The sequence below is a fragment of the Bradyrhizobium sp. BTAi1 genome, from assembly GCF_000015165.1.
GTDB classification, from domain to species: Bacteria; Pseudomonadota; Alphaproteobacteria; order Rhizobiales; family Xanthobacteraceae; genus Bradyrhizobium; species Bradyrhizobium denitrificans.
On the sequence record NC_009485.1, the window covers coordinates 2,765,963 to 2,788,267 of the forward strand.

The window sequence follows — 22,305 nt, forward strand, 5'->3', positions numbered from 1 at the left end:
TCGTCGTCGATGAGGAAGCTGCGCTCGCGCGTCACGGTGGAGGGGCTCGATCGTGCCCCGCACCGCGCCTTCATGCGCGCGATGGGGCTGGATGATGCCGACATCGCCAAGCCGATGATCGGCATCGTCAGCCAGAAGGGCGAGCAGACGCCCTGCAACATGACGCACGACTTCCAGGTCGACGCCGCCAAGACGGGCGTCTCCGAAGCCGGTGGGACGCCGCGCGAATTCGCCACCATCTCGGTGTCGGACGGCATCAGCATGAACCATGAGGGAATGAAGTTCTCTCTGTTCTCGCGCGAACTGATCGCGGATTCGATCGAGGCCGTGGTCCATGGTCTCGCTTATGACGCGCTGATCGGCTTTGGCGGCTGCGATAAGACCCTGCCGGGCGTCATGATGGGCATGGTTCGTTGCAACGTGCCGTCGATCTTCATTTATGGCGGCAGCGCTCTGCCTGGCAAGTTCCAGGGCAAGACGCTCACGGTGCTCGATTCGTATGAAGCGGTCGGCAGCTACATGACCGGCGAGATCGATGTCGCGACGCTCGAGGGCATCGAGCGGTCGTGCCTGCCCACCATCGGCGCCTGCGCCGGGCAGTTCACCGCCAACACCATGGGCATGCTGTCCGAGGCGATGGGCCTGTCGATGCCCAACGTCTCGATGATCCCCGGCGTCTATGCCGAGCGCGCCCATGTCGCGCGGCAGGCCGGCCGGCTGATCATGCAGATGCTGGCTCGTGGTGGGCCGCTGCCACGCGATATCGTGACCCGCAAGGCCCTGGAGAACGGTGCGGCGATCGTCGCCGCCACCGGCGGCTCGACCAATGCCGCGCTGCATCTGCCGGCGATCGCCAACGAAGCCGGCATCCGTTTCACGCTCGACGATGTCGGCGAGGTCTTCGCCCGCACGCCGCTGATCGGCAATCTCCGGCCGGGCGGGAAGTACACCGCCAAGGACGTCTATGACATCGGCGGCGCGGCCGTTGTGATCCGCGCGCTGATCGAGAGCGGCCATATCGACGGCTCCTGCATGACGGTGACCGGCCGCACGCTTGCCGAGGACTATGGGGCCGCCAATGCGCCCGATGGCGAGATCGTGTTTCATCCGGCCAGCCCGATCATGGCGGAGGGCGGCGTCGCCGTGCTCAAGGGCAATCTGGCGCCTGACGGCGCGGTCATCAAGGTGGCCGGCCTGAAGAACCTCGTATTCGAGGGGCGGGCCCGCGTATTCGAGGATGAGGAAGCCTGCGTCGCCGCCGTCCGCGCGCGCAACTATCAGGCGGGCGAGGTACTGATCATCCGCAACGAGGGGCCGGTCGGCGGTCCCGGCATGCGCGAAATGCTCGGTGTGACCGCACTGATCTACGGTCAGGGCATGGGCGAGAAGGTGGCGCTGATCACCGACGGCCGCTTCTCCGGAGCGACGCGCGGCATGTGCATTGGCTATGTCTCGCCGGAAGCCTTCGTCGGCGGTCCGTTGGCGCTGCTGCGCGACGGCGATCCGATTCGCATCGATGCAAAAGCGCGCACGCTCGACGTCCTGCTCGACGACGCCGAGCTCGCGGCCCGTCGCGCCGCGTGGTCGCAGCGGCCGCCACGGCATCGCGCCGGCGCGCTGGCGAAATATGCCAAGCTCGTCGGCCAGGCACCGCTCGGCGCCGTGACGCATGAAGGACCCGCGGACTGGCCGTGGTTCGATCAGGAGCAGAAATGAGCCGCGCGAGACGACGATTGGCAGGTTTCTTGCTAATCTGGCGGTCTGTCATGCCTGACATCACGGAGCGTTTGAGCGTGCTGCACCGAAAAGAGAAGCGGACATGGGCGTGACCCCGATTCGACCCGGCGAGCTCGCGGGCGTTCCGCTCGGTCGTCGTCCGGCCGAGCCGATCATCGAGATCGACCACGTGTCGCAGGTGTTCAAGACGTCGTCGCGCCGCGACCATACCGCACTGTCGAACATCTCGCTGTCAGTCGAGGAGGGCGCCTTCGTCTCCATCCTCGGCCCCTCCGGCTGCGGTAAATCCACCTTGCTCTATATCGTCGGTGGCTTCGTCAGCCCGACCAGCGGCACGGCCAAAATGAAGGGCAAGCCGATCACCGGCCCTGGCACCGATCGTGGGCCTGTGTTCCAGGAATTTGCGCTGTTTCCGTGGAAAAGCGTGCTCGGCAACGTGATGTATGGTCCGCTGCAGCAGGGCATGAATTCCGCGAAGGCGGAGGCCCGCGCGCTTGAGCTGATTGCCATGGTCGGGCTGACCGGGTTCGAGAAGTTCTATCCGAAGGAGCTCTCCGGCGGCATGAAGCAGCGCGTCGCGCTGGCGCGCACGCTCGCTTATGGTCCTGAAGTGCTGCTGATGGATGAGCCCTTCGGGGCGCTGGATGCGCATACGCGGACGCGCCTGCAAAATGATCTGCTCGAGATCTGGGAGCGGGATCGCAAGACGGTGCTGTTCGTCACGCATTCGGTCGAGGAGGCGGTGTTCCTGTCCGATAAGGTCGTGATGATGTCGCGTTCGCCCGGCCGCATCCGCGAGGTGATCGACATCGACCTGCCGCGGCCGCGCCGCCGCGAGGAGCTGCTGCTGGATCCGCGCTATCAGAACTACATCGTCGAGATCGAGCGCATGTTCGACGATTCCGGCGACAACGAGCTGCCGTCATGAAGGGCGCTCTGAAGCATTTGTCGCCGGCGCTGGCCTGCTGCGGCCTGCTGCTGACCTGGCAACTGGCCTCGCTCGGGTTGAAGAATGACAGCTTTCCGACGGCTCTCGACTCGCTGCGCGCGATCCCGCCGATCCTCACTGACAAGGAAGCGCTGATCAACATCCTGGCCTCGCTCCGGCGGATGGCGATCGGCTTCGCGCTGGCGCTCGCGTTCTCGATTCCGCTCGGGCTGCTGATGGGGCGGAGCAGGGCGACCGCTGCCTTCTTCAATCCACTCCTGATGCTGGTCTACCCGGTGCCGAAAGCGGCGCTGATGCCGATCATCATGCTGTGGCTCGGCGTCGGCGACGTCTCCAAGACGTTGGTGATCTTTCTCGGCGTCAGCCTTCCCGTCATCTATCACAGCTTCGAGGGCGCCAAGGCGGTGGAGGAGAAGATGCTGTGGTCGGGCGCGGCCATGGGCCTGTCGGCTGGCGAACGCCTGCTGCGCATCGTGCTGCCTGCCGCGCTGCCGGAGATCCTGACCGGATGCCGCACCGGCCTCGTGCTGGCACTGATCACGATGGTCACGAGCGAGATGATCGCGCGGCAATCCGGCGCCGGCAACATCCTGTTCAATGCGCTCGACATGGGCCAGTACGACACGGTGTTTGCGATGATCATCATCATCGGCGCGATGGGCATCTGCCTGGACGCGGTGTTCGAGACGATCCGGAGATGGCTGGTGCGCTGGTCGGAACCGCAATTCGACATGCCCTTGAGCTTCTCATGATCACGACGCGCACGACCAACGAATGGCTGCTCGGCGCTGCGCCGATCGTGCTGGTCCTGCTGCTGTGGCAGGGCCTCGTCTCGTTCGGCTACGCGCCGGCTACGCTGCTGCCGCCGCCGGTGCAGGTGTTCCTGCGCATGGGGCAGCAGCTCGCCAGTGCCACATTTCAGCAGGATATCGCGGCCACGCTGTTTCGGTTGTTCGCCGGCTTTGCCATCGCGGTGGTGCTGGGCGTGTCCATCGGCATTGCCGCGGCGGTCAGCCCGCCGGTCAATGCCGTGGTCAGGCCGATCGTGCGCGTGCTGGCGCCGCTGCCGAAGGTCGCGCTGTATCCGGCCTTCCTGCTGCTGCTCGGCTTCAACCACGAATCCAAGATCATGCTGGTGGCGGCGGACGCGCTGTTCCCGATCCTGCTGTCGACCTACTACGGCGCGACCATCGTCGAACAGAAGTTGATCTGGTCGGCGCTCGCGGCTGGCACGCCGCCGCGCGACGTGTTGTGGAAGGTGGTGCTGCCGGCGGCGATGCCCTCCATCTTGACCGGCTGTCGCATCGGCCTCGTCATCTCGTGCATCGTGGTGTTCCTGGCCGAGATGATCACCTCTACCGATGGGCTGGGCCATGTGCTGGTCACGGCGGCGCGGACCTTCCAGGCGGTCGACATGTTCGTGCCGTTGATCACCATCTCGCTGCTGGGGCTCATCCTCAATGGCCTGTTGCAGGGGCTGCGTGCCTACCTGCTGCGCGGCTTTCCCTCGGTTTGATCAGTCCGCGCGCTCAATCGACCACCGGCGGACGCGCCAGCTTGTGGTGACGGAGCATGTCGACCAGCGCGCCGAGCCGCTGCTCGCGATAGGCCGCGACGTCCAGGCCGGAATAGTCGAGGAAGCCGGCACCGCTGCGCAGGCCGATGCGGCCCTCGGCCATGTTCTTCTCGATCACTTCGGGTGCGCGGTAGCGGTCGCTGTGCAGCGCTCCTTCGAGATAGCGGCTGGCGTAATAGAGAATGTCGCCGCCACCCCAGTCGATGAATTCGAGCAGGCCGAGCACCGCGAAGCGGAAGCCAAAGCCATAGCGGATCGCCTTGTCGATCTCCTCGGCACTCGCGACGCCTTCGCCGACCATCCGCGCGGCCTCGTTCATCGCGAGCGCCTGAATGCGCGGCACGATGAATCCCGGCGTGGCGGCACAGACCACCGGCACTTTGCCGATCCCCTCGAGCAGCGTCTTCAAGCGTTCAGTGACTTCGGGACCCGTCGCAAGGCCCGGCGAGATCTCCACCAGCGGGATCAGATAGGCCGGATTGAGCCAGTGCGCATTGAGGAAGCGCTCCGGCCGTTCCACGGCGCCCGAGAGATCGTCGACCAGGATGGTCGACGTCGTCGACGCGATGATCACGTCGGATGCGACCGCGCGTGAGGCTGCAGCCAGCACCTCGCGCTTGAGATCGACGATCTCCGGGACGCCCTCGAACACCAGCATCGTGTGCGCCAGGACGCCGTCACGGGTGTCGGCTGGAGCGACGGCGACCTTGCGCATCAGCTTCGCGGCATCCGTGGCCTGCAGCAATCCCAGCCGTGTGAGCGTGGCGAACGTGGCCTCGATCTCGCCGAGCGCCTCGCGCTGCAGCCGCGCGAACTCGTCCGGCGTCCGCTGCTTGATGTCGATCATCGTGACCGGATGGCCGGCATAGGCGAAGGCGACCGCAATGCCGCGGCCCATGCGGCCTGCACCGAGACAGGCAACGTGACCGCGCGGGCTCATGCCGCATATCCTTCAGCCAACAGCGCTTGCAACGCGGCGCGATCGAGACCGCCGAGGCCGAGGCTTGCGAGCGTCCGCCCCATCGCCATGAAGTCCTCGCCGCAGATCGCGCCGCCGATGGCGAGAAAGGCGCGGGCGAGCGGCGTGGGCATGCCGGCCAGTTCGGCGGCCGAGATCAGCAACGACAGGCCGAGCCGCAGATCTTCCCGCATATAGCGGTGCTGCGTGAGCACCAGCTGCTCGCGCCAATCACCGGAATCCGTCAGCCGGTCATGCGAGCCGCGGCCATACATCCAGATCTCGCCCTCCTTGGCATAGTGGTGCGCCAGCGGAAAATGCGGCGCGCCATAACCGAGTGCCTCGCGCACCGCGATCCGTTCGTGATCGAGCGCGTCGGTCACGCGACGGATCGAGGGCTGCGTGCCTTCCTTGTGGATGTCCCAGCGCTCGAAATGTTCGATCGGCCCGGCATTCATCACGATCAGCGGCGGATGAATGATGCACCCCGCATTCATCAGCGCGCCCGACAGCGCGTCGCCGCATGGCTCGATGACGCCGGGAAAGGCGCCGCCGATGATCGCGAGCGCGTGCTCCGCCGTCTTGAGCGGGAACACGCCGACCGGGAGCCGCTTGGCCCGGATCGTGATCGCGACCTCGAACAGGTCGTGCTTGCGCGTCAGCCAAGGCAGGGTGCCGGTCTCGGCGAAGCTGACGACGGACTTGTTGCCAGCATCGCGCGCGGCCGCCGCGAAGATCATGGTGCCGAACGTGGCCGGCGGCAGGAACACGACCTGGCCATCCACGAGGTGCGGCGCGAGCTGGCGCGCAATGTCGGCTTGCGCGAAAGCCGGCGCGGGGCAGAGGATGAGCTCAGCCCCCGCAACGGCCGCGCTGATGTCGGTCGTGACCAGGGCGAGCCTGGCCTCGTGTCGGCCGTTGACGTCCTTGACGATGATCGTCGATCCCGCCGCTCTGTGCTGGGCGACCAGCTCCGCATCACGGCGCCACAGCCGCACCTCGTGACCACCGAGGGCGAAATCCCCTGCGGCCGCAAAGGAGCCATTGCCGCCCCCCAGCACTGCAATCTTCAAGATCGAGTCTCCCTGTCCAAACCGCAACTCGCAGATACGCCTGCCGCCGGAGCGCGTTCGACGCCGGTCTTCCAGCCGGCAGAACCCTCGTCGTCGAACCCGCGACACGCAGGTGGGGGCATCGGACAGTGCGCGCCGAGCAGCAAAGCTGTTCTTAGCAGATGCAGGAACGCTAGCCGGGGAGGCAGGGGAGTCAAGCCGCATCAGGCGCGTTGTTGCAAAAATTTGAAGGTTAAAATAAATTGCGTGGTGAGGCCTGCCACTGACATCGGAGGAGACGCGCGCATGTCCGGACTTCCCCACGCCGCACATGCCGTTGTGACCGGCGGTGGACGCGGCATCGGCCGCGAGATCGCGCGGGCGCTCAAGCAGGCCGGCGCAATTGTCACGATCGTCGGCCGCAACGGCGCGACGCTCGATGAAGCGGTCGGGGCTGGATGTGCCGATCACACGGCGATCGCCGACGTTGCCGATCAGGCTGCACTGAGTGCAGCGGTTGCCGTGGCTGCGACACGTCAGCCGATCGACATCCTCGTTGCAAATGCGGGCAGCGCAGAATCAGCGCCATTCCTGAAGTCGGACGCCGCGTTGTTCCGCCGCATGATGGACATCAACTTCATGGGCGTCGTGCATGCCGCGCAGGCGGTGCTGCCCGCCATGAAGAGCAGGCCCTACGGCCGCATCGTCGCAGTGGCGTCCACGGCAGGCTTGAAGGGATATCCTTATGTCAGCGCCTACACCGCGGCCAAGCACGCGGTGGTCGGTCTCACGCGCTCGCTGGCGCTGGAATTGGCTGCCACGCGGGTGACCGTGAACGCCGTCTGTCCTGGTTTCACCGACACGGATCTCGTCGCGGAGAGCGTCGACAACATCATGAAGAAGACCGGTCGCAGCCGCGAGCAGGCGATCGCTGAGCTCGCCAAGCACAATCCGCAAGGGCGGCTCATCATGCCGCAGGAAGTCGCCGACGCCGTCGTGTGGCTGTGCGGTGCCGGCGCGGGCGCCATCACAGGGCAGGCGATCGCTGTCGCAGGCGGCGAAGTATGATCGGCAACACCCGACGACAACAGGAAGGAAACAATCATGTCGAAACCGGCCAATCCCGTCACCCTGCCGTTGGCGGACTACCAGCCCCGTCACTTCCTGCTGGCGGTGAAGGACCGCGTCGCGACGGTCACGTTGAACCGGCCCGAGCGCAAGAATCCGCTGACATTCGACAGCTATCGTGAGCTGGCCGACTTCTTCCGCGCCTGCGCCTTCGATGACGACGTCAAGGCCGTGGTCGTCACCGGTGCAGGCGGCAATTTCTCCTCCGGTGGCGACGTGTTCGAGATCATCGGGCCGCTGGTGAAGATGGATACCAAGGGCCTGACGGCCTTCACCCGGATGACCGGCGATCTCGTCAAGGCGATGCGCGCCTGTCCGCAGCCTGTCCTCGCCGCCGTCGAGGGCATCTGCGCCGGCGCCGGGGCAATCGTCGCGATGGCCTCCGATATCCGGCTCGCCGCGACCGGCGCCAAGGTGGCGTTCCTGTTCAACAAGGTCGGTCTCGCCGGCTGCGACATGGGGGCCTGCGCGATCCTGCCGCGCATCATCGGACAGTCCCGCGCCTCGGAGCTGCTTTATACCGGCCGCTTCATGAGCGCCGAGGAAGGCGAGCGCTGGGGCTTCTTCAGCCGCATCGTCGCGCCAGGCGACGTGCTGGCGCAGACGGTCACCTTGGCGACCGAGATTGCGAACGGCCCGACCTTCGCCAACACGATGACCAAGCGCATGCTGGCGATGGAATGGGCGATGTCGGTGGAGGAGGCGATCGAGGCCGAGGCAGTTGCCCAGGCCTTGTGCATGACCACCGAGGATTTCACGCGCGCTTTCGAGGCTTTCGCCGCCAAATCCAAGCCGGTGTTTCAGGGGAATTGACCGGGCAAGGAACCGGAGGGGCTTGCCAGGAGATATTTTAGGGTTAAAATAATTTCATTGGCTCGGCTCTCGTGCGGAGGCGTTCATGAAGATCGCGATCATCGGTGGCGGACCCGCGGGTCTCTATGCGGCAATCTTGCTCAAGAAGCAGCGGCCGAGCGCCGACATCGCGGTCTACGAACGCAACCGCCCCGACGATACGTTCGGCTTCGGCGTGGTGTTTTCCGACGCTACGCTCGACAATTTCGAGAAATACGACCTGCCGAGCTACCAGCGCATCACCCAGGAGTTCGCCTATTGGGACGATATCGCGGTGCACTTCCGCGGCACGGTGCACCGGGTCGGGGGCAACGGGTTCTGTGGCTGCTCGCGCCGCACGCTGCTGATGATCCTGCAGGAACGGGCTCGTGAACTTGGCGTCACCCTGCAATTCGAGGTCGACATCGACAACGAGGCGCTGTTTGCGGGTGCCGATCTGATTCTGCTCTCCGACGGCATCAACAGCCGCTTTCGCGAGAAGCACGTCGAGCATTTCCAGCCCGAGGTCGACCTGCGCGCCAACAAGTTTGCCTGGATGGGATCGACCAAGCCGCTCGACGCCTTCACCTTCATCTTCCAGGAGACCGAATGGGGGCCGTTCATCGCGCACGCCTATCAGTATGAGGCGGGGCATTCGACCTGGATCTTCGAGACGGATCCGGCGACATTCGAGCGGGCCGGCCTCACCGGCTTGGACGAGCGGCAATCCGCGGATCGTATGAAGGAGATCTTCGGCTGGTTCCTCGGCGATCATCCGCTGCTGATCAACCGCTCGATGTGGCGAAACTTCCCGATGATCCGCAACAAGCGCTGGGTCAAGGACAACATGGTCCTGCTCGGCGATGCCAAGTCGACGGCACATTTCTCGATCGGCTCGGGGACCAAGCTGGCGATGGAGGACGCGATCGCGCTCGCCGATGCGATGGCGCGCGCGCCCAGCATCGCTGCCGCGCTCGAGCTTTACGAGAATGGCCGTCGCGAGGAAGTCGAGAAGATCCAGCACGCCGCGGACGTCTCGCTGGTGTGGTTCGAGCATGTCGATCGCTTCTGGGACTTCGATCCGGTGCAGTTCGCGTTTGGCGTGATGACGCGCTCGAAGGCCATCACCTACGACAATCTGACGCTGCGGGCGCCGGACTTCGTCGCCGAGGTCGACAAAGCCTTTGCGCGGCAGGTTCATGCCAAGGGCTTTGACGTCGATGTCGACAAGCCGGTCGCGCCGATGTTCCAGCCGCTCAAGCTGCGCGAGATGACGGTGGTCAATCGCGCGGTGCTGTCTCCGATGTGCATGTACTCGGCCGAGGAGGGCATCCCCGGCGATTTTCACCTCGTGCATTACGGCTCGCGCGCGATCGGCGGCGCCGGCCTGCTGTTCACCGAAATGACCTGCGTCAGCCGCGATGCGCGCATCACGCCCGGCTGCGCCGGTCTGTGGAACGACGCGCAGGAGGCGGCCTGGACGCGCATCGTCGATTTCGTCCACGCCAACTCGCAAGCCAAATTCGCGCTGCAGCTCGGCCATGCCGGCCGCAAGGGCGCGACCAAGCTGATGTGGGACGGCATGGACCGTCCGCTGGAGCAGGGCGGCTGGGAGGTCGTGTCGGCGTCGCCCTTGCCATATTTCCCCGATAGCCAGGTGCCGCGCGAGCTCGACCGCGCGTCGATGGATGCGATCAAGGCCGACTTTGTCGCCGCGGCCGAGCGTGGCCACGCTTGCGGCTTCGACATGCTCGAGCTGCATTGCGCCCACGGCTATCTGCTCGCGAGCTTCATCTCGCCGCTGACCAACAGGCGCACCGACGACTATGGCGGCTCGCTGGAGAACCGCTTGCGCTTTCCGCTGGAGGTGTTCGCGGCGATGCGCGCGGCGTGGCCGGCGCACAAGCCGATGTCGGTGCGCATCTCCGCCACCGACTGGGCCGAGGGCGGGATCACCGGAGACGACGCGGTGCTGATCGCCCGCGCGTTCGGCGAGGCAGGCGTCGATCTCGTCGACGTTTCGACGGGGCAGACCGTGCGCGAGGCGAAGCCGATCTACGGCCGCATGTTCCAGACGCCGTTCTCCGATCAGGTTCGCAACGAGGCGCATGTCGCGACCATGTGCGTGGGTAACATCACCTCGGCCGATCAGGTCAACACCATCCTCGCCGCCGGCCGCGCCGATCTCGTCGCGCTCGGCCGCCCGCATCTGGTCGACCCCGCCTTCACGATGAAGGCCGCCGCCTGGTATGGCGCTGACATGTTCTGCCCGCCGCAATATCTGCCGGGCAAGGAGCAGATCTTCCGCAACAGCGTGCGCGACCGGCTGGATTTCGAGGAGCTGAAGATTAAGGCTAAGCCGAAAACGCGGGCGGAGCTGCGGGCCGAGGCTGCGAAGCCGCTTGCGGCGGAGTAAGCCTCCATGCGACGCTGCTGCCCCGTGCGTTCCGTGCGAGTGGAGTAGAGAGCGATGAAGGCGATCATCGTTGGCGGCGGTATCGGTGGACTGACCACGGCCCTGATGCTGCGGGCGCGTGGCATCGACTGCGAGCTGTTCGAGCAGGCGGATGCGATCCGCGAGCTTGGCGTGGGCATCAACACCCTGCCGCATGCCATTCGCGAGCTGGCCCAACTCGGGCTGCTCGACCGGCTCGATGAGGTCGCGATCCGGACCTATGAGCTGTTTTATCTGACCCGGCGCGGCCAGGAGGTCTGGCACGAGACCCGCGGCGTCGAGGCCGGCCACGACGTGCCGCAATTCTCGATCCATCGCGGCCGGCTGCAGAGCGTGATCCATCAGGCGGTGATGCAGCGGCTTGGGCCGGACAAGGTGCACACCGGCTGCCGGCTCGGCGCGTTCACGCAGGACGAGGGCGGGGTCACCGCCTATTTCTTCGACCGCAGCGGCGCTCATGTCCACACCGTCCGTGGCGACGTGCTGATCGGCGCCGACGGCATTCATTCCAAGGTCCGGCAGACGCTGTTCCCCAATGAGGGCGCGCCGTGCTGGAACGGCCTGATGCTGTGGCGTGGCGCCACCGACTGGCCTGTGTTCCTGACCGGCCGCTCGATGATCATTGCCGGCGGCCTCAACGCCAAGGCGGTGATCTATCCGATCGCCGAGGGCTCGAGCCCCGCGACCCGCCTCACCAACTGGGCCGTGCTGGTGCGCATCGGCGATGCCAATACCACCCCGCCACGGCGCGAGGATTGGTCGCGGCTCGGCAAGGCCGACGAACTGATGCCGCATGTCAACGGCTTCTCCATTCCCCAGGTCGACTTCGCCGCGATGGTGCGGGCGACGCCGGAGTTCTGGGAATACCCATGCTGCGACCGCGACCCGCTGCCCTATTGGTCGAGCGGCCGCGTCACGCTGCTGGGCGACGCTGCGCATCCGATGTATCCGGTCGGCTCCAACGGCGCCTCGCAGGCGATTCTCGATGCCCGCGCGCTCGCCGATGCCTTGGCCCGCTCCGAGCATCCGCGCCAGGCGCTGATGGCCTATGAGCAGAAGCGGCTGCCGATGACGGCCGACATCGTGGCATCCAACCGCCGTGGCGGGCCGGAAGGCGTCATCGACGCGGTCGAGCAACTCGCGCCGCAGGGCTTCACCGACATCAACACGATCCTCAACTACGAGGCCCGTGAGGCCATTGTGCGCGGCTATGCGAGCCGGGCCGGCTTTGCTGCGCGGATGGTGACGCGGCAGGCGTCGTAGCCGGGCCCATATACAACACCGTCGTTGGGGCTGCCCCTTGCCCCGCCCCTCTCCCCGTAAGGACGGGGAGAGGGAGTGCACCGCATGCCGCGCGATAGCCAAGTTCTTGGCCGAACTAAGCTCCCGGAGGTGGCGGCAGGAAGTGGATGTTGTGCTCGGCGGCGAGCTTGACCACATCGTCCGGGTTCTGTTCGCGCATGTTGTGGATCGCCCAGAACAGCTCGTAGAGCCGTCGCGTCGGCGACACCCAGAACAGCGTCTTCGCGGTCTGCTGCGACTTGTTGAAAATGCCGTGCGGCTTGCCCATCGGCAGCCGCACCGTGTCGCCGGCGGTCGCATATTCCTCGGCGCCGTCGAGGAAGAAATCGAGCCGGCCTTCGAGGATGTAGAGGTACTCATCCTGGTCGGGATGGATGTGCGGCGGCACGAAGGTGCCGACCGGGAAGGTCGCGTGCCAGGAGAAGCTGTGCTCGGTGCGGTTCTTCGGCACATAGATCTGGCCGAGGATGTTCCAGGAGATGCCCTGGATGCCCTCATTGGCGCGGGTAATGCCGGCGATTTCCGGATGATTCATGGTGGTTTCGCTCCCTGTTGTTACTTGGCCGCGCAGTCCTTGGCGTAGCGGTCGGCGTAGTTCTCGAACACCTTCTGTACGATCTCGGTCTGGAACTTGCCGTCAGGACGCTTGGCGACCTTGGTCAGATAGAAGTCCTGGATCGGATAGCCGTTGGTGTTGAACTTGAAGCTGCCGCGCAGCGAGGTGAAGTCGGCCTTCTTCAGTGCCGCCGCCACCGCGTCCTTGTTGGCGAGGTCGCCGCCGACCGCCTTCACGGCGCTCTCGATCAGCAGCGCCGCATCATAGGCCTGCATCGCGTAGGTTCCCGGCACGCTGTTGTAGGCGGCTTCATAGCCGGCGACGAACTTCTTGCTCTGCGGATTGTCGAGATTGGGAGCCCAGTCGGCGCCGCCGAACATGCCCACTGCCGCATCCTGCTGCGCGGGCAGCGTGGATTCGTCGACCGTGAAGGCCGACAGCACCGGAATGGTGTCCGCAAGGCCAGCCTGCTTGAACTGCTTGACCAGGTTCACGCCCATGCCGCCCGGCATGAAGGTGAACACCGCGTCCGGCTTCTGCGAGGAGATCTTGGAGAGCTCGGGCTGGAAGTCGAGCGTGTTGAGCGGGACGTAGGATTCCTCGACGATCTCGCCCTTGTAGTCGAGCTTGAAGCCGGCGACGGAATCGCGCCCGGCCTGATAGTTCGGCACCAGCAGATACATCCGCTTGTAGCCGCGGTCCTGCGCGACCTTGCCGAGGATCGCATGGACCTGGTCGTTCTGATACGACGTGACGTAGAAGAACGGGTTGCACTCCTTGCCGGCATAGGAGGAGGGGCCGGCATTCGGGCTGATCAGGAAGGTCTTGTTCTCGGTGACCGGCCGGTGGATCGCCTGCAGCATGTTGGAGAAGATCGGGCCGACGACGAAGTCGACCTTGTCGCGCTCGAGCAGGCCCTTGACCTTGGTGATCGCGGCGTCCGGCTTGAGCTCGTCATCGGCGACGATCACCTCGACGTCCTTGCCGCCCATCTTGCCGCCGAGGTCCTTGATCGCGAGATTGAAGCCGTCGCGGACTTGGCCGCCAAGCGCGGCTGCCGGTCCGGACAGGGTGACGATGACGCCGATCTTGATCTTGTCGGCGGCCAGCGCCGGCTGCGCCAACAGGCTCGCGGCCAGGCCCAGCCCCGCCAGCTTCGAACTCACTTTCATGACAACTCCCCCGGATTCTGAAATTCAGGACGATGCGTTGTGCACCTGACCAGACGGCAAGTCCGGCTCAAGCCTAGTCTGATGCCGCCCCCGGCCGCAAGCGAGCTGCTCGTGCTGCGGGGTGGTTCAGGCGCGCATGCAAGCGCCGCGCCAATTGCTTGAAGGTTAAAGGAATTGTCGTGCCTCGCGCGGTGCCGTGGCGATGGTACGTTTTTCCTTGCTCCGGGAAGGCCCGAAAGGTCAAACTCCCAAGTCTCGCCCGTTTGGGCTGAACGTCCGCATGTGATTCCGTCATGACTCTTGATTCCGAGACTAAGGCCGTCGAGCTGCCCGAGGACCATGCCGAGGAGTTGCGGCTGTGGCTGCGGCTCCTCACCTGCACCACGCTGATCGAGGGTGAGATCCGCACCCGGCTGCGCGAGCGTTTCGACGTCACGCTGCCGCGGTTCGACCTGATGGCTCAGCTCGACAAGGCCCCTGACGGCATGACCTTGTCGGACGTCTCCAAGCGCATGATGGTGTCGAACGGCAATGTGACCGGGCTCGTCGAGCGCCTGGTCGATTCCGGTCATCTCGATCGCCGGACCTCCGAGACCGATCGGCGCGTCCAGGTGATCCGGCTGACCAAGCTCGGCCGCGCGGAATTCCGCAAGATGGCGGCCGAGCATGAAACCTGGATCGCCGATCTGTTCAGCGAGCTGACGCCCAAGGATGTGCGTGAGCTGATGCGCCTGCTCGCCAAGACCAAGGGATCGGCGCAGAACGCCGTGCAGCGCCGGCAGACTTGAGGCTCGGGCAGCGCTGTTGCCTGGCCGCGCCGCCGCGCCGGGCGGCAAACGCTCAAACAATTTGCGGGCAGTGCACAATCTTCAACTCTCCTCCGCTCTTGCGTCCAAATGTTTTAAGTCTAAAATGTTTAGGACTGAAACGTGCCGGGTGTCCTTTCCTTCAGACAGGAGCGTGAGATGGCCTCTGCCGCCAGTGCTCAGATCCACGACGAGGCTCAACTTCCGGACGGAACGAAGGCGCATAGCGCCCACGTCGACACGTTCGCGCAGGACCATCTGCCGCCGCGCGAGCTGTGGCCCGACTTCGTTTTCAGCCGGCCGGAATACCAGTATCCGCCGCGCCTGAACTGCGTGACCCATTTCGTCGACCGCTGGGTCGAGGAGGGGCGGGGCGACGCGCCATGCATCATCAGCGCGGAGGTGAGCTACACCTATCGCGAGCTTCAGGCGCTGGTGAACAGGATCGCCAACGTGCTCGTCGGCAGGCTCGGCCTCGTGCCCGGCGGCCGCGTGCTGCTGCGCTCTGCCAACAATCCGATGATGGTGGCGACCTATCTCGCCGTCATCAAGGCGGGTGGGATCGTCGTCGCCACCATGCCCCTGCTGCGTGCGAAAGAGCTGTCCTACCCGATCCAGAAGGCGCAGATCGCCCTGGCGCTTTGCGACGGCAAACTTTCGGATGAGATGGAAAAGACCCGTGCGGTCGCGCCCGCGCTGCAAAAGGTGGTGTATTGGGGCAGCGGCCAGCCCGATGGCTTGGAGGCCTTGATTGCGGATGCCAGCCCCGACTTCAAGGCGGTCGATACGGCGTCCGATGATCTCTGCCTGATCGCCTTTACCTCGGGGACGACTGGCGATCCCAAGGGCACCATGCATTTCCACCGCGACATGCTCGCGGTGTGCGATGGCTATGCCCGCAACGTGCTGCGTGCCAACCAGAGCGACCGCTTCATCGGCACGGCGCCGCTGGCTTTCACCTTCGGCTTCGGCGGCGTGCTGTTTCCGATGCATATCGGCGCATCCTATGTCGTGCTCGAAAAGACCTCGCCCGACGATCTCCTCGCCGCCATCGAGCGCTACAAGGCCACGATCTGCTTCACGGCGCCCACGGCCTATCGGGCCATGCTTGCCAAGCTTGGGGGGCGCGACATCTCCTCGCTGCGCAAATGCGTCTCGGCCGGCGAGACGCTGCCAAAGCCGACCTTCGACGCCTGGCTCAAGGCCACCGGGCTGAAGCTGATGGATGGCATCGGCTCGACCGAGATGCTGCACATCTTCATCAGCGCCGTCGAGGACGAGATCCGGCCCGGGGCGACCGGCAAGCCGGTGCCGGGTTATGAGGCGAAGATCGTCGATGACGAGGGCCGTGACGTGCCGCCGGGGACGATGGGACGCCTCGCGGTGCGCGGGCCGACCGGCTGCCGCTATCTCGCCGACGAGCGCCAGCGCAAATACGTCCAGAACGGCTGGAACGTCACCGGCGACACCTATGTCATGGATGACGACGGCTACTTCTGGTACCAGTCGCGGTCGGATGACATGATCGTCTCGTCCGGCTACAACATCGCCGGCACGGACGTCGAGGCGGCGCTGCTGACCCACCCGTCGGTGGCCGAATGCGGCGTGGTCGGTGCGCCGGACGAGGCCCGCGGCATGATCGTGAAGGCCTATGTCGTGCTGGCGCCGGGCGTGGCGGGCACCCCTGCGCTGGTCGCCGAGCTTCAGGAGCATGTGAAACGCGAGATCGCGCCCTACAAATATCCGCGGGCGATCGAATTCGTGACGCAGTTGCCGAAGACCGAGACCGGCAAGCTCAAGCGGTTTGCCTTGCGGCAGATTGCGCAAGCCGCAACCTCGCCGTCGTCCGGCACTGCCGCGTAGGATAGACAAGGAGAGACGTTTGTGAGCACGACCAAAGCGCCCATCGCGGCCGTGGCGAGGCAGGACGAAAGCGAGGGTCTGCGCGTGCTGCAGCCGGGCGGCTGGCCGATGCCGAAAGGCTACGCCAACGGCATCAGCGCCGAGGGCCGGATCGTGGTCACGGGCGGCGTGATCGGCTGGGACGAACACGAGAAGCTCGCCGACGGCTTCCTGGCGCAGGTGCGCCAGACGCTGCAGAACATCGCGGCCATCCTGGCCGAAGGCCAGGCGCGGCCCGAGCATCTCGTTCGGCTGACCTGGTACGTGGTCGACATGGATGAGTATCTCGGCAATCTGAAGGAACTCGGCAGGATCTATCGCGAGATCTTCGGCAGCCACTATCCGGCGATGGCACTGGTGCAGGTGGTGCGGCTGGTCGAGAAGGCGGCCCGCGTCGAGATCGAGGCCACCGCGGTGGTGCCGCGCTGAGCGTGGGATCCGAACGCGAAGGCTGGCTGAGATCTCAGGATGTGACATCGCGTTCTCGCGGCGCCGCTGCGTCCGAGCCTTGCTGATCGATCACCCCCGGTAAGATCGAGGGCGCAGGAAAGGCCGGGTGTCCACCACACCCGCGGCCCCCGTGCGATCAAAAATGCACGGGGCAGGAACCACAGGTGGGCCGAACATTCCGGCCTTCCCTGCGCGATGGTCTGACGGCTTATACGTGGTCTCCCTGGTGCGCCGGGCTTGTTGGCCACCATTGCGCGCGCCATGCGCATGCATGGCTGCGCGCGTGACACCAGCATCGGGGTGTCAGGACATCACGACTTCACCGTACGCCACAGCACCACTCGTCCGCGCAACAAGCGCATGATGCAATGGCGTCCACCGCAGCCTGCCTCACGTCACGTGACGACGCGTACGCCCCTTTCGTTGAGCCAGGTTGGGCGCAACCATCGTCGTGATTTGCCCGACGGTACAAGGCCTGATTGCTGCGACATGGTAACGCGACGGGCAATCACACGGGGATCACAGTTCTCGCGCCGTGCGCGGTCACGGACCGCACAAATGTGGACGGGTGACGCGCTTGCTGCCGAAGGAAGGGCTCGGGATGGCCATGTCGCAGACACGAACCTGTTCGAGCGTGGCGGCGCAGTGGCGATGAGAGCAGGGGGCCTAGGTGGACTGGAAACTATTCCTCACAACGGCGCTGGCGGCCGGCTTCGGCGCTGCCGCCGGCGCATTCGCGTTGGCGAGTGCTGGTGGCGGCATCGAGCATCAGGCCGACGCCAAGATGCTGGAGATCGGCGTCGCTATCCTGCGCGAGCCGGCGCGGGTCGATGATGATCCGATGCGGTCATGGGCGGTGAAAGTGGTGGAGAAGAAGTCGGGTGTGAGCTTCACCGATCAGCAGCGCGCGGCGTTGTTGAAGCGGGCGGCGGGGGGACGGTAGCGCGGCGGGACGATAAGAGCGGACTACGCGCTGCTCCATCGTCATTGCGGCGAGCCCGAGAACAGGCTCCGCGACGACGCAGTTCAGATTCTTTGCTTCGGCCCTGGATTGCGGCGCTGCGCTCGCAATGACGGGGTGAGAGCGGGGGCTTACTGATAGGCCGAGACGATGTCGCTGACGGCACGCTCGAGCTGTTGCGCGGTGGCGCAGGGTCGGACGACGTTGCAGAAGGTCTGGTAGCGCGGCATTTCGGAGTCGCCCCAGCCCCAGGTCATGCGGCCCTCGGGATTGAGCCAGACCACGCGCTTGGCGCGTTCGGCGATGGCTTTCAGGATGTCGGCGCGCGGGTCGAGCTTGTTGCTGCGGGCGTCGCCGAGCACGATCACGGTGGTCTGCGGGGTCACCGCGGCCATGAACTGTTTCTCGAAATCCACCAGCGAGGAGCCATAGTCGGACGAGCCGAAGCCGACCTTGTGCATGATCTCGGCCATCGCCTCCTCGGCGGATTTCTGCTCCAGGATCTCGCTGACCTCGATCAGGTGGCCGGAGAAGGCAAAGGAGCGGACGTCGCTGACGACGTCGTGCAGGCTGTGGATCAAGAGCAGGAAGAAGTCGGACACGCGAGCGACCGAGCCGGAGACGTCGCACAGCGCCACGATCTTCGGGCGATCGCGATGCCGGCGTTTCCACGCGGTGAGGAAGGGCACGCTGCCCCAGGCTGCGTTGCGGCGCAGCGTGCGGCGGACGTCGAGATGGCCGCGGCGCTGGCGCTTGCGCGGCTTGCTGTAGCGCTCGCGCAGCCGGCGGGCGATCTGCCGGATCAGCGCCCGCATCTCCGCGACCTGGCGCGGCTCGATGCGCGACAGCTGCGCGTTGCGCAGGATCTCGTGACGCAGGTTCTCGGTTTCCTCGCGGCCGTACAAAGCGAGCGCTTGCGCGACCGCATCGCGCACGGTGTCGCGCAGGCCGTCGAGCGCGGCCTGCAGCCGCTCGGCCTGGGCCGGGTTTCTGTCGTTCAGCGCATCCAGATCGTCGCGCAGCCGCTGGATGCCCATTGTTTCCAGCATGCGGCTCGAGAACAAGCCGCGCTGGGTGAAATAGCGGATCTCGGACAGGCCGACGGCGCTGGAGGCGTTGGCGATGGCGGCCGAGATGTCGGCGGTGTTCTGCGCCAGCAGCATCTGGGCGAGAGGGCCGAGCTCGGCATTCGCTTCGTCTTGGACCGGCTGGTCTGAAGGCTGCGCTGTCTGGGCCTCGCTGGACGCCGCGTCCTGCGGCGCCTCGTCGTCCTTGGCCTCGGGCTGCGCCGGGTCGACATGGGCGAAGAACAGGTCGAAGCAGGCGCCGAGCGCCTTCTTCTCGTCCTCGCTCTTGGCCAAGGTCAGCAGCAGGCTGTCACGCAGCACCGTGCGGTCGGACAGGCCGATGCTTGCGACCGCGCGCATGGCGTCGATGCTCTCCGCCGGCGAGACATGTACGCCGGCGCCGCGCGCCGCCCGGAAGAACCGATGCAGGTTCTCCTGCATGGTACCTACCCGAAGATGTTCTGGCGCTGCGCCTTGGCGACGAAGGTCGTCACCTGGGGCAGCGCCACCTCAATGTCGGACTCGTATTTCAAGAGCACGTTGAGCGTGTCCTTCACCAGGTCATGGCCGAGCTCGGCCGCCTGCAACAGCACCAGCACCCGCGCCCAGTCGATCGTCTCGCTGACCGAGGGCTGCTTCTTCAGGTCGAGCGAGCGGATGTCGTGGATGAAGGCCACGAGCTGGCGGCGCAAGGTCTGCGAGATGCCGGGCACGCGGCTCTCGACGATGCGCTCCTCCAGCCGCTGCTCGGGGAAGCCGATATGCAGATGCAGGCAGCGCCGCTTCAGCGCGTCGCCGAGATTGCGTTCGGAATTGGAGGTGAGGATCACGGTCGGCGGGCTGGCGGCGGCGATGCTGCCGAGCTCGGGGATTGTGACCTGGAAGTCGGAGAGGATTTCCAGCAGCAGCGATTCGAACTCGGCGTCGGACTTGTCGATCTCATCGATGAGGAGGACGCAGCCCTCGGGCTCGAGCAGGGCCTGAAGCAGCGGCCGCGGCTCGACGAACTCCTTGGAGAAGAACACGTCGCCGAAATCATGCAGCTGGCTGAGCGCCGCATGCAGGGTCTGGGCGCCACCGAGCACCTCGCCGAGTTTGTCCTTCAGGATCTGGGTGTAGAGCAGCTGCTTGGCGTATTTCCACTCGTACAGCGCCTTGGCCTCGTCGAGCCCCTCATAGCATTGCAGCCGGATCATCTTCAGGCCGCGCCAGGCGGCGATCGCCTTGGCGAGCTCGGTCTTGCCGACGCCGGCCGGGCCTTCGACCAGGATCGGCTTGTCGATCGCCTGCGACAGGTAGACCGCGGTGGCGATCTGGCGGCTGGCGATATAGCCCTGCGCGGCGAGGCCGGCTTCGACGGCCGCGATCGCGGCGATGGCTGAAGAGGGGGCCGGGGAAGCAGCCACTGACGAAACTCCGTTCCTGCTCTCAGGACCCCGGCGCAGATTTGGTCGGCGTTCCGGTCCCTGGACGTAAGCGTCAGGCGAAAACCCTGACTTTTCCTCGCATTGTGTTATGTCCTGGCTACGCGCACCGGGCAGCCCTGTCCAGTGCGCGCGTGGGTGTCTCGGCCGCATGGCAGCCGATCGCCAGCGGACGGACCCTTCGAATCACGCCGAGCGGAATATGAACCGATCCATCCTGCATTTCCTCGTCCTCCTGGCGCTCGTGGTCGGAGGCGGCTGGATCATCGGCGCCTCCAACCTGCCGGGAGCCTGGTACGGCTCGCTGAACAAGCCCTGGTTCACCCCGCCGGGCTGGCTGTTTCCGATCGCCTGGACGGTGCTCTACATCATGATCGCGGTGGCCGGCTGGCGTACCTATGAGCGGGTGGTCAGCGGTGCCGTGATGCAGGTGTGGTGGGGCCAGCTGGTGTTGAACTTCGCCTGGTCGCCGGTGTTCTTCACCGCGCATCTGATGTGGCCGGCCTTCGTGATCATCGCCAGCATGTTCGTGCTGATCGTGACCTTCATCGTGATGCAATGGCGCAAGGACCGGATCGCGGCGCTGCTGTTCGTGCCCTATGCGTGCTGGGTGGGATTTGCGTCGGTGCTGAATTTTGCGGTGAACGTGCTGAATTGAGATGGGGCTGACCTGATGGGGCGAGGTTGGACACGATCGGGCACGGCGCGGCTCTACGCTCGGCTGTCGTCCCTGCGAACGCAGGGACCCGTAGCCACCAGCCCAAATTGTCGACAAAGAAGGGCGACGCAGAGCCTTTTTCAATCGTCGGCTTTCCGCGGTATGGGTCCCTGCGTTCGCAGGGACGACAATGGGGGGTGGGGTAGGTGGCCGGGCCGCCTCACGCCTGATGCTCGAGGCCCCCACCCATGAACCTCAAGCAGCTCGAATATTTCGTGCAGGTGGCCGAGCTCGGCTCGTTCAGCAAGGCGGCGAGCGTGCTCGACGTGGCACAGCCGGCGCTGTCGCGGCAGGTGCGGGCGCTGGAATCGGAGCTGAAGCAGCAGCTGTTCGCGCGCAATGGCCGCGGGGTCGAACTGACCGAAGCGGGAAAGCGGCTGCTCGATCACAGCGTCGGCGTGCTGCAGCTGGTGGCGCATGCACGCGAGGATCTCGGCGCCAGCCGTGATGCGCCGGTCGGCCGCGTCACCATCGGCCTGCCGCCGAGCATCGCGCGGCAATTGACGCTGCCGCTGATCGACCGCTTCCGGAAAGAGTATCCGGCGGCGCGACTGGCCGTCGTCGAAGGATTGTCGACGCATGTGGTGGAGTGGGTCACCACCGGACGCATCGATGTCGGCATGGTCTACAATCCCGAGGCCCAGGCCGGCATCGAGATCACGCCGGTGCTGCAGGAGCCGCTCGCGCTGGTGAGCCATGCGCCCAAGGGCAAGCGCCGCACCACCGCGCCGCTGCCGATGGCCGAGCTGCCGCGCTACAGCCTGATCATGCCCGAGCGCGTGCATGCGATGCGCAGATTGCTGGAGACCCAGGCTGCGCTGGCCGGGATCAAGCTCGACATCGCCTGGGAGGTGTCGAGCGTGCCCTCGATCATCGACCTCGTCTGCGCCGGCTACGGCCACGCCGTGCTGACGCCGAGCGGCGTCGCCGCCTCGGGCCGCGCCAGCGAGCTCGCCATTCGCCCCCTGACCGAGCCCGCCCCGACCAGCGTGCTGTGCTTCGTCACCTCGGCGCACAAGCGGCCGACGCCGCTGGCGCAGCAGACGATCAAGCTGGCGACCGCGCTGATCAGGAAGCTGCCGCGCTGAATCACTGGTGATCTCGTTTCGGGCAGTGCCACCCTCCCCTCCAGGGGAGGGTGGAGCCCGCGGCGCCTGTGTCTCGCAAAAACAAATGGCCAAAGCTTTCCAGACCCATTCTAAAATCAGCATGGCTCATTTGATATCTTATGCCGATTTGGAATAGCTGATAGAAGTCCCCC

20 protein-coding genes are annotated in these 22,305 nt (G+C 65.6%); 14 read left to right on the forward strand and 6 right to left on the reverse strand.

Going from position 1 to position 22,305, the window contains the following annotated elements:
• Positions 1-9: 9 nt before the first annotated feature.
• The 4 genes from ilvD (at position 10) to BBTA_RS12460 (ending at position 4,202) form a co-directional block, all read left to right on the forward strand.
• Positions 10-1,716 carry a dihydroxy-acid dehydratase gene (gene ilvD / locus BBTA_RS12445; protein ID WP_012042839.1) on the forward strand — a complete coding sequence of 569 codons (1,707 nt, stop codon included), beginning with the start codon at positions 10-12 and terminating at the stop codon, positions 1,714-1,716.
• Positions 1,717-1,819: 103 nt separating this feature from the next.
• On the forward strand, positions 1,820-2,665 hold the full coding sequence (locus tag BBTA_RS12450; protein ID WP_012042840.1) for an ABC transporter ATP-binding protein: 846 nt from the start codon (positions 1,820-1,822) through the stop codon (positions 2,663-2,665).
• On the forward strand, positions 2,662-3,438 hold the full coding sequence (locus tag BBTA_RS12455) for an ABC transporter permease (protein ID WP_012042841.1): 777 nt from the start codon (positions 2,662-2,664) through the stop codon (positions 3,436-3,438). The genes BBTA_RS12450 and BBTA_RS12455 overlap by 4 nt, the downstream gene beginning before the upstream one ends.
• Entirely contained in the window at positions 3,435-4,202 is a 768-nt protein-coding gene (locus tag BBTA_RS12460; RefSeq protein WP_012042842.1) for an ABC transporter permease, read from the forward strand. The genes BBTA_RS12455 and BBTA_RS12460 overlap by 4 nt, the downstream gene beginning before the upstream one ends.
• A 13-nt stretch (positions 4,203-4,215) precedes the next feature.
• Here BBTA_RS12460 and BBTA_RS12465 read toward each other — a convergent pair whose 3' ends face one another.
• Positions 4,216-5,160, reverse strand: coding sequence for a 3-hydroxybutyryl-CoA dehydrogenase (locus tag BBTA_RS12465; RefSeq protein ID WP_012042843.1), 945 nt, complete (start codon positions 5,158-5,160; stop codon positions 4,216-4,218).
• Between the two features lie 38 nt (positions 5,161-5,198).
• The gene (locus tag BBTA_RS12470) at positions 5,199-6,293 is read right to left on the reverse strand and encodes an NAD/NADP-dependent octopine/nopaline dehydrogenase family protein (RefSeq protein ID WP_012042844.1); all 1,095 of its coding nucleotides are present in this window, start codon (positions 6,291-6,293) and stop codon (positions 5,199-5,201) included.
• 285 nt (positions 6,294-6,578) lie between these two features.
• On the opposite strand from BBTA_RS12470, the gene BBTA_RS12475 reads away from it, so the two are divergent.
• From BBTA_RS12475 to BBTA_RS12490, 4 genes are all read left to right on the forward strand, one after another.
• The gene (locus BBTA_RS12475) at positions 6,579-7,340 is read left to right on the forward strand and encodes an SDR family NAD(P)-dependent oxidoreductase (RefSeq protein ID WP_012042845.1); all 762 of its coding nucleotides are present in this window, start codon (positions 6,579-6,581) and stop codon (positions 7,338-7,340) included.
• Positions 7,341-7,376: 36 nt separating this feature from the next.
• Complete coding sequence (locus BBTA_RS12480; protein ID WP_012042846.1) at positions 7,377-8,213, forward strand: enoyl-CoA hydratase family protein; 837 nt, start codon at positions 7,377-7,379, stop codon at positions 8,211-8,213.
• An 85-nt stretch (positions 8,214-8,298) separates the two neighbouring features.
• Positions 8,299-10,647 (forward strand): bifunctional salicylyl-CoA 5-hydroxylase/oxidoreductase, encoded by a 2,349-nt coding sequence (locus BBTA_RS12485; protein ID WP_012042847.1) that lies wholly within the window; start codon positions 8,299-8,301, stop codon positions 10,645-10,647.
• 54 nt (positions 10,648-10,701) lie between these two features.
• Positions 10,702-11,949, forward strand: coding sequence for a flavin-dependent oxidoreductase (locus BBTA_RS12490; RefSeq protein ID WP_012042848.1), 1,248 nt, complete (start codon positions 10,702-10,704; stop codon positions 11,947-11,949).
• A gap of 115 nt (positions 11,950-12,064) precedes the next feature.
• On the opposite strand, the gene BBTA_RS12495 is transcribed toward BBTA_RS12490, so the two are convergent.
• Positions 12,065-12,523 (reverse strand): cupin domain-containing protein, encoded by a 459-nt coding sequence (locus BBTA_RS12495; protein ID WP_012042849.1) that lies wholly within the window; start codon positions 12,521-12,523, stop codon positions 12,065-12,067.
• A gap of 20 nt (positions 12,524-12,543) precedes the next feature.
• Positions 12,544-13,716, reverse strand: a complete 1,173-nt coding sequence (locus tag BBTA_RS12500) for an ABC transporter substrate-binding protein (RefSeq protein WP_012042850.1) — start codon at positions 13,714-13,716, stop codon at positions 12,544-12,546.
• Positions 13,717-14,009: 293 nt separating this feature from the next.
• On the opposite strand from BBTA_RS12500, the gene BBTA_RS12505 reads away from it, so the two are divergent.
• The 4 genes from BBTA_RS12505 to BBTA_RS12520 all read left to right on the forward strand — a co-directional run bounded on the left by BBTA_RS12505 (position 14,010) and on the right by BBTA_RS12520 (position 17,817).
• Positions 14,010-14,504, forward strand: coding sequence for a MarR family winged helix-turn-helix transcriptional regulator (locus BBTA_RS12505; RefSeq protein ID WP_012042851.1), 495 nt, complete (start codon positions 14,010-14,012; stop codon positions 14,502-14,504).
• 177 nt (positions 14,505-14,681) lie between these two features.
• Positions 14,682-16,385: a benzoate-CoA ligase family protein gene (locus BBTA_RS12510; protein ID WP_012042852.1), complete on the forward strand. Its 1,704-nt coding sequence runs from the start codon at positions 14,682-14,684 to the stop codon at positions 16,383-16,385.
• 21 nt (positions 16,386-16,406) lie between these two features.
• A complete protein-coding gene (locus BBTA_RS12515) occupies positions 16,407-16,853 on the forward strand; it encodes a RidA family protein (protein ID WP_012042853.1) in 447 nt (148 codons plus the stop codon).
• A gap of 691 nt (positions 16,854-17,544) precedes the next feature.
• The gene (locus BBTA_RS12520; protein WP_012042854.1) at positions 17,545-17,817 is read left to right on the forward strand and encodes a hypothetical protein; all 273 of its coding nucleotides are present in this window, start codon (positions 17,545-17,547) and stop codon (positions 17,815-17,817) included.
• A gap of 149 nt (positions 17,818-17,966) precedes the next feature.
• Here the strand turns inward: BBTA_RS12520 and BBTA_RS12525 are convergent, their stop codons facing one another.
• Positions 17,967-19,343: a VWA domain-containing protein gene (locus BBTA_RS12525; protein ID WP_012042855.1), complete on the reverse strand. Its 1,377-nt coding sequence runs from the start codon at positions 19,341-19,343 to the stop codon at positions 17,967-17,969.
• A 5-nt stretch (positions 19,344-19,348) separates the two neighbouring features.
• Positions 19,349-20,308 (reverse strand): MoxR family ATPase, encoded by a 960-nt coding sequence (locus BBTA_RS12530; protein ID WP_012042856.1) that lies wholly within the window; start codon positions 20,306-20,308, stop codon positions 19,349-19,351.
• A gap of 262 nt (positions 20,309-20,570) precedes the next feature.
• Between BBTA_RS12530 and BBTA_RS12535 the strand changes: the two genes are divergently transcribed.
• Both BBTA_RS12535 and BBTA_RS12540 read left to right on the forward strand, forming a co-directional pair.
• On the forward strand, positions 20,571-20,984 hold the full coding sequence (locus tag BBTA_RS12535; RefSeq protein ID WP_012042857.1) for a TspO/MBR family protein: 414 nt from the start codon (positions 20,571-20,573) through the stop codon (positions 20,982-20,984).
• A gap of 248 nt (positions 20,985-21,232) precedes the next feature.
• Complete coding sequence (locus tag BBTA_RS12540) at positions 21,233-22,132, forward strand: LysR substrate-binding domain-containing protein (protein WP_012042858.1); 900 nt, start codon at positions 21,233-21,235, stop codon at positions 22,130-22,132.
• Positions 22,133-22,305 lie beyond the last annotated feature (173 nt).

Coding starts and splice junctions, on each gene's coding strand:
- ilvD (WP_012042839.1), top strand. CDS start 10: ATGAGGAAGCTGCGCTCGCGCGTCACGGTGGAGGGGCTCGATCGTGCC.
- BBTA_RS12450 (WP_012042840.1), top strand. CDS start 1,820: ATGGGCGTGACCCCGATTCGACCCGGCGAGCTCGCGGGCGTTCCGCTC.
- BBTA_RS12455 (WP_012042841.1), top strand. CDS start 2,662: ATGAAGGGCGCTCTGAAGCATTTGTCGCCGGCGCTGGCCTGCTGCGGC.
- BBTA_RS12460 (WP_012042842.1), top strand. CDS start 3,435: ATGATCACGACGCGCACGACCAACGAATGGCTGCTCGGCGCTGCGCCG.
- BBTA_RS12465 (WP_012042843.1), bottom strand. CDS start 5,160: ATGGGCCGCGGCATTGCGGTCGCCTTCGCCTATGCCGGCCATCCGGTC.
- BBTA_RS12475 (WP_012042845.1), top strand. CDS start 6,579: ATGTCCGGACTTCCCCACGCCGCACATGCCGTTGTGACCGGCGGTGGA.
- BBTA_RS12480 (WP_012042846.1), top strand. CDS start 7,377: ATGTCGAAACCGGCCAATCCCGTCACCCTGCCGTTGGCGGACTACCAG.
- BBTA_RS12485 (WP_012042847.1), top strand. CDS start 8,299: ATGAAGATCGCGATCATCGGTGGCGGACCCGCGGGTCTCTATGCGGCA.
- BBTA_RS12490 (WP_012042848.1), top strand. CDS start 10,702: ATGAAGGCGATCATCGTTGGCGGCGGTATCGGTGGACTGACCACGGCC.
- BBTA_RS12495 (WP_012042849.1), bottom strand. CDS start 12,523: ATGAATCATCCGGAAATCGCCGGCATTACCCGCGCCAATGAGGGCATC.
- BBTA_RS12500 (WP_012042850.1), bottom strand. CDS start 13,716: ATGAAAGTGAGTTCGAAGCTGGCGGGGCTGGGCCTGGCCGCGAGCCTG.
- BBTA_RS12505 (WP_012042851.1), top strand. CDS start 14,010: ATGACTCTTGATTCCGAGACTAAGGCCGTCGAGCTGCCCGAGGACCAT.
- BBTA_RS12510 (WP_012042852.1), top strand. CDS start 14,682: ATGGCCTCTGCCGCCAGTGCTCAGATCCACGACGAGGCTCAACTTCCG.
- BBTA_RS12525 (WP_012042855.1), bottom strand. CDS start 19,343: ATGCAGGAGAACCTGCATCGGTTCTTCCGGGCGGCGCGCGGCGCCGGC.
- BBTA_RS12540 (WP_012042858.1), top strand. CDS start 21,233: ATGAACCTCAAGCAGCTCGAATATTTCGTGCAGGTGGCCGAGCTCGGC.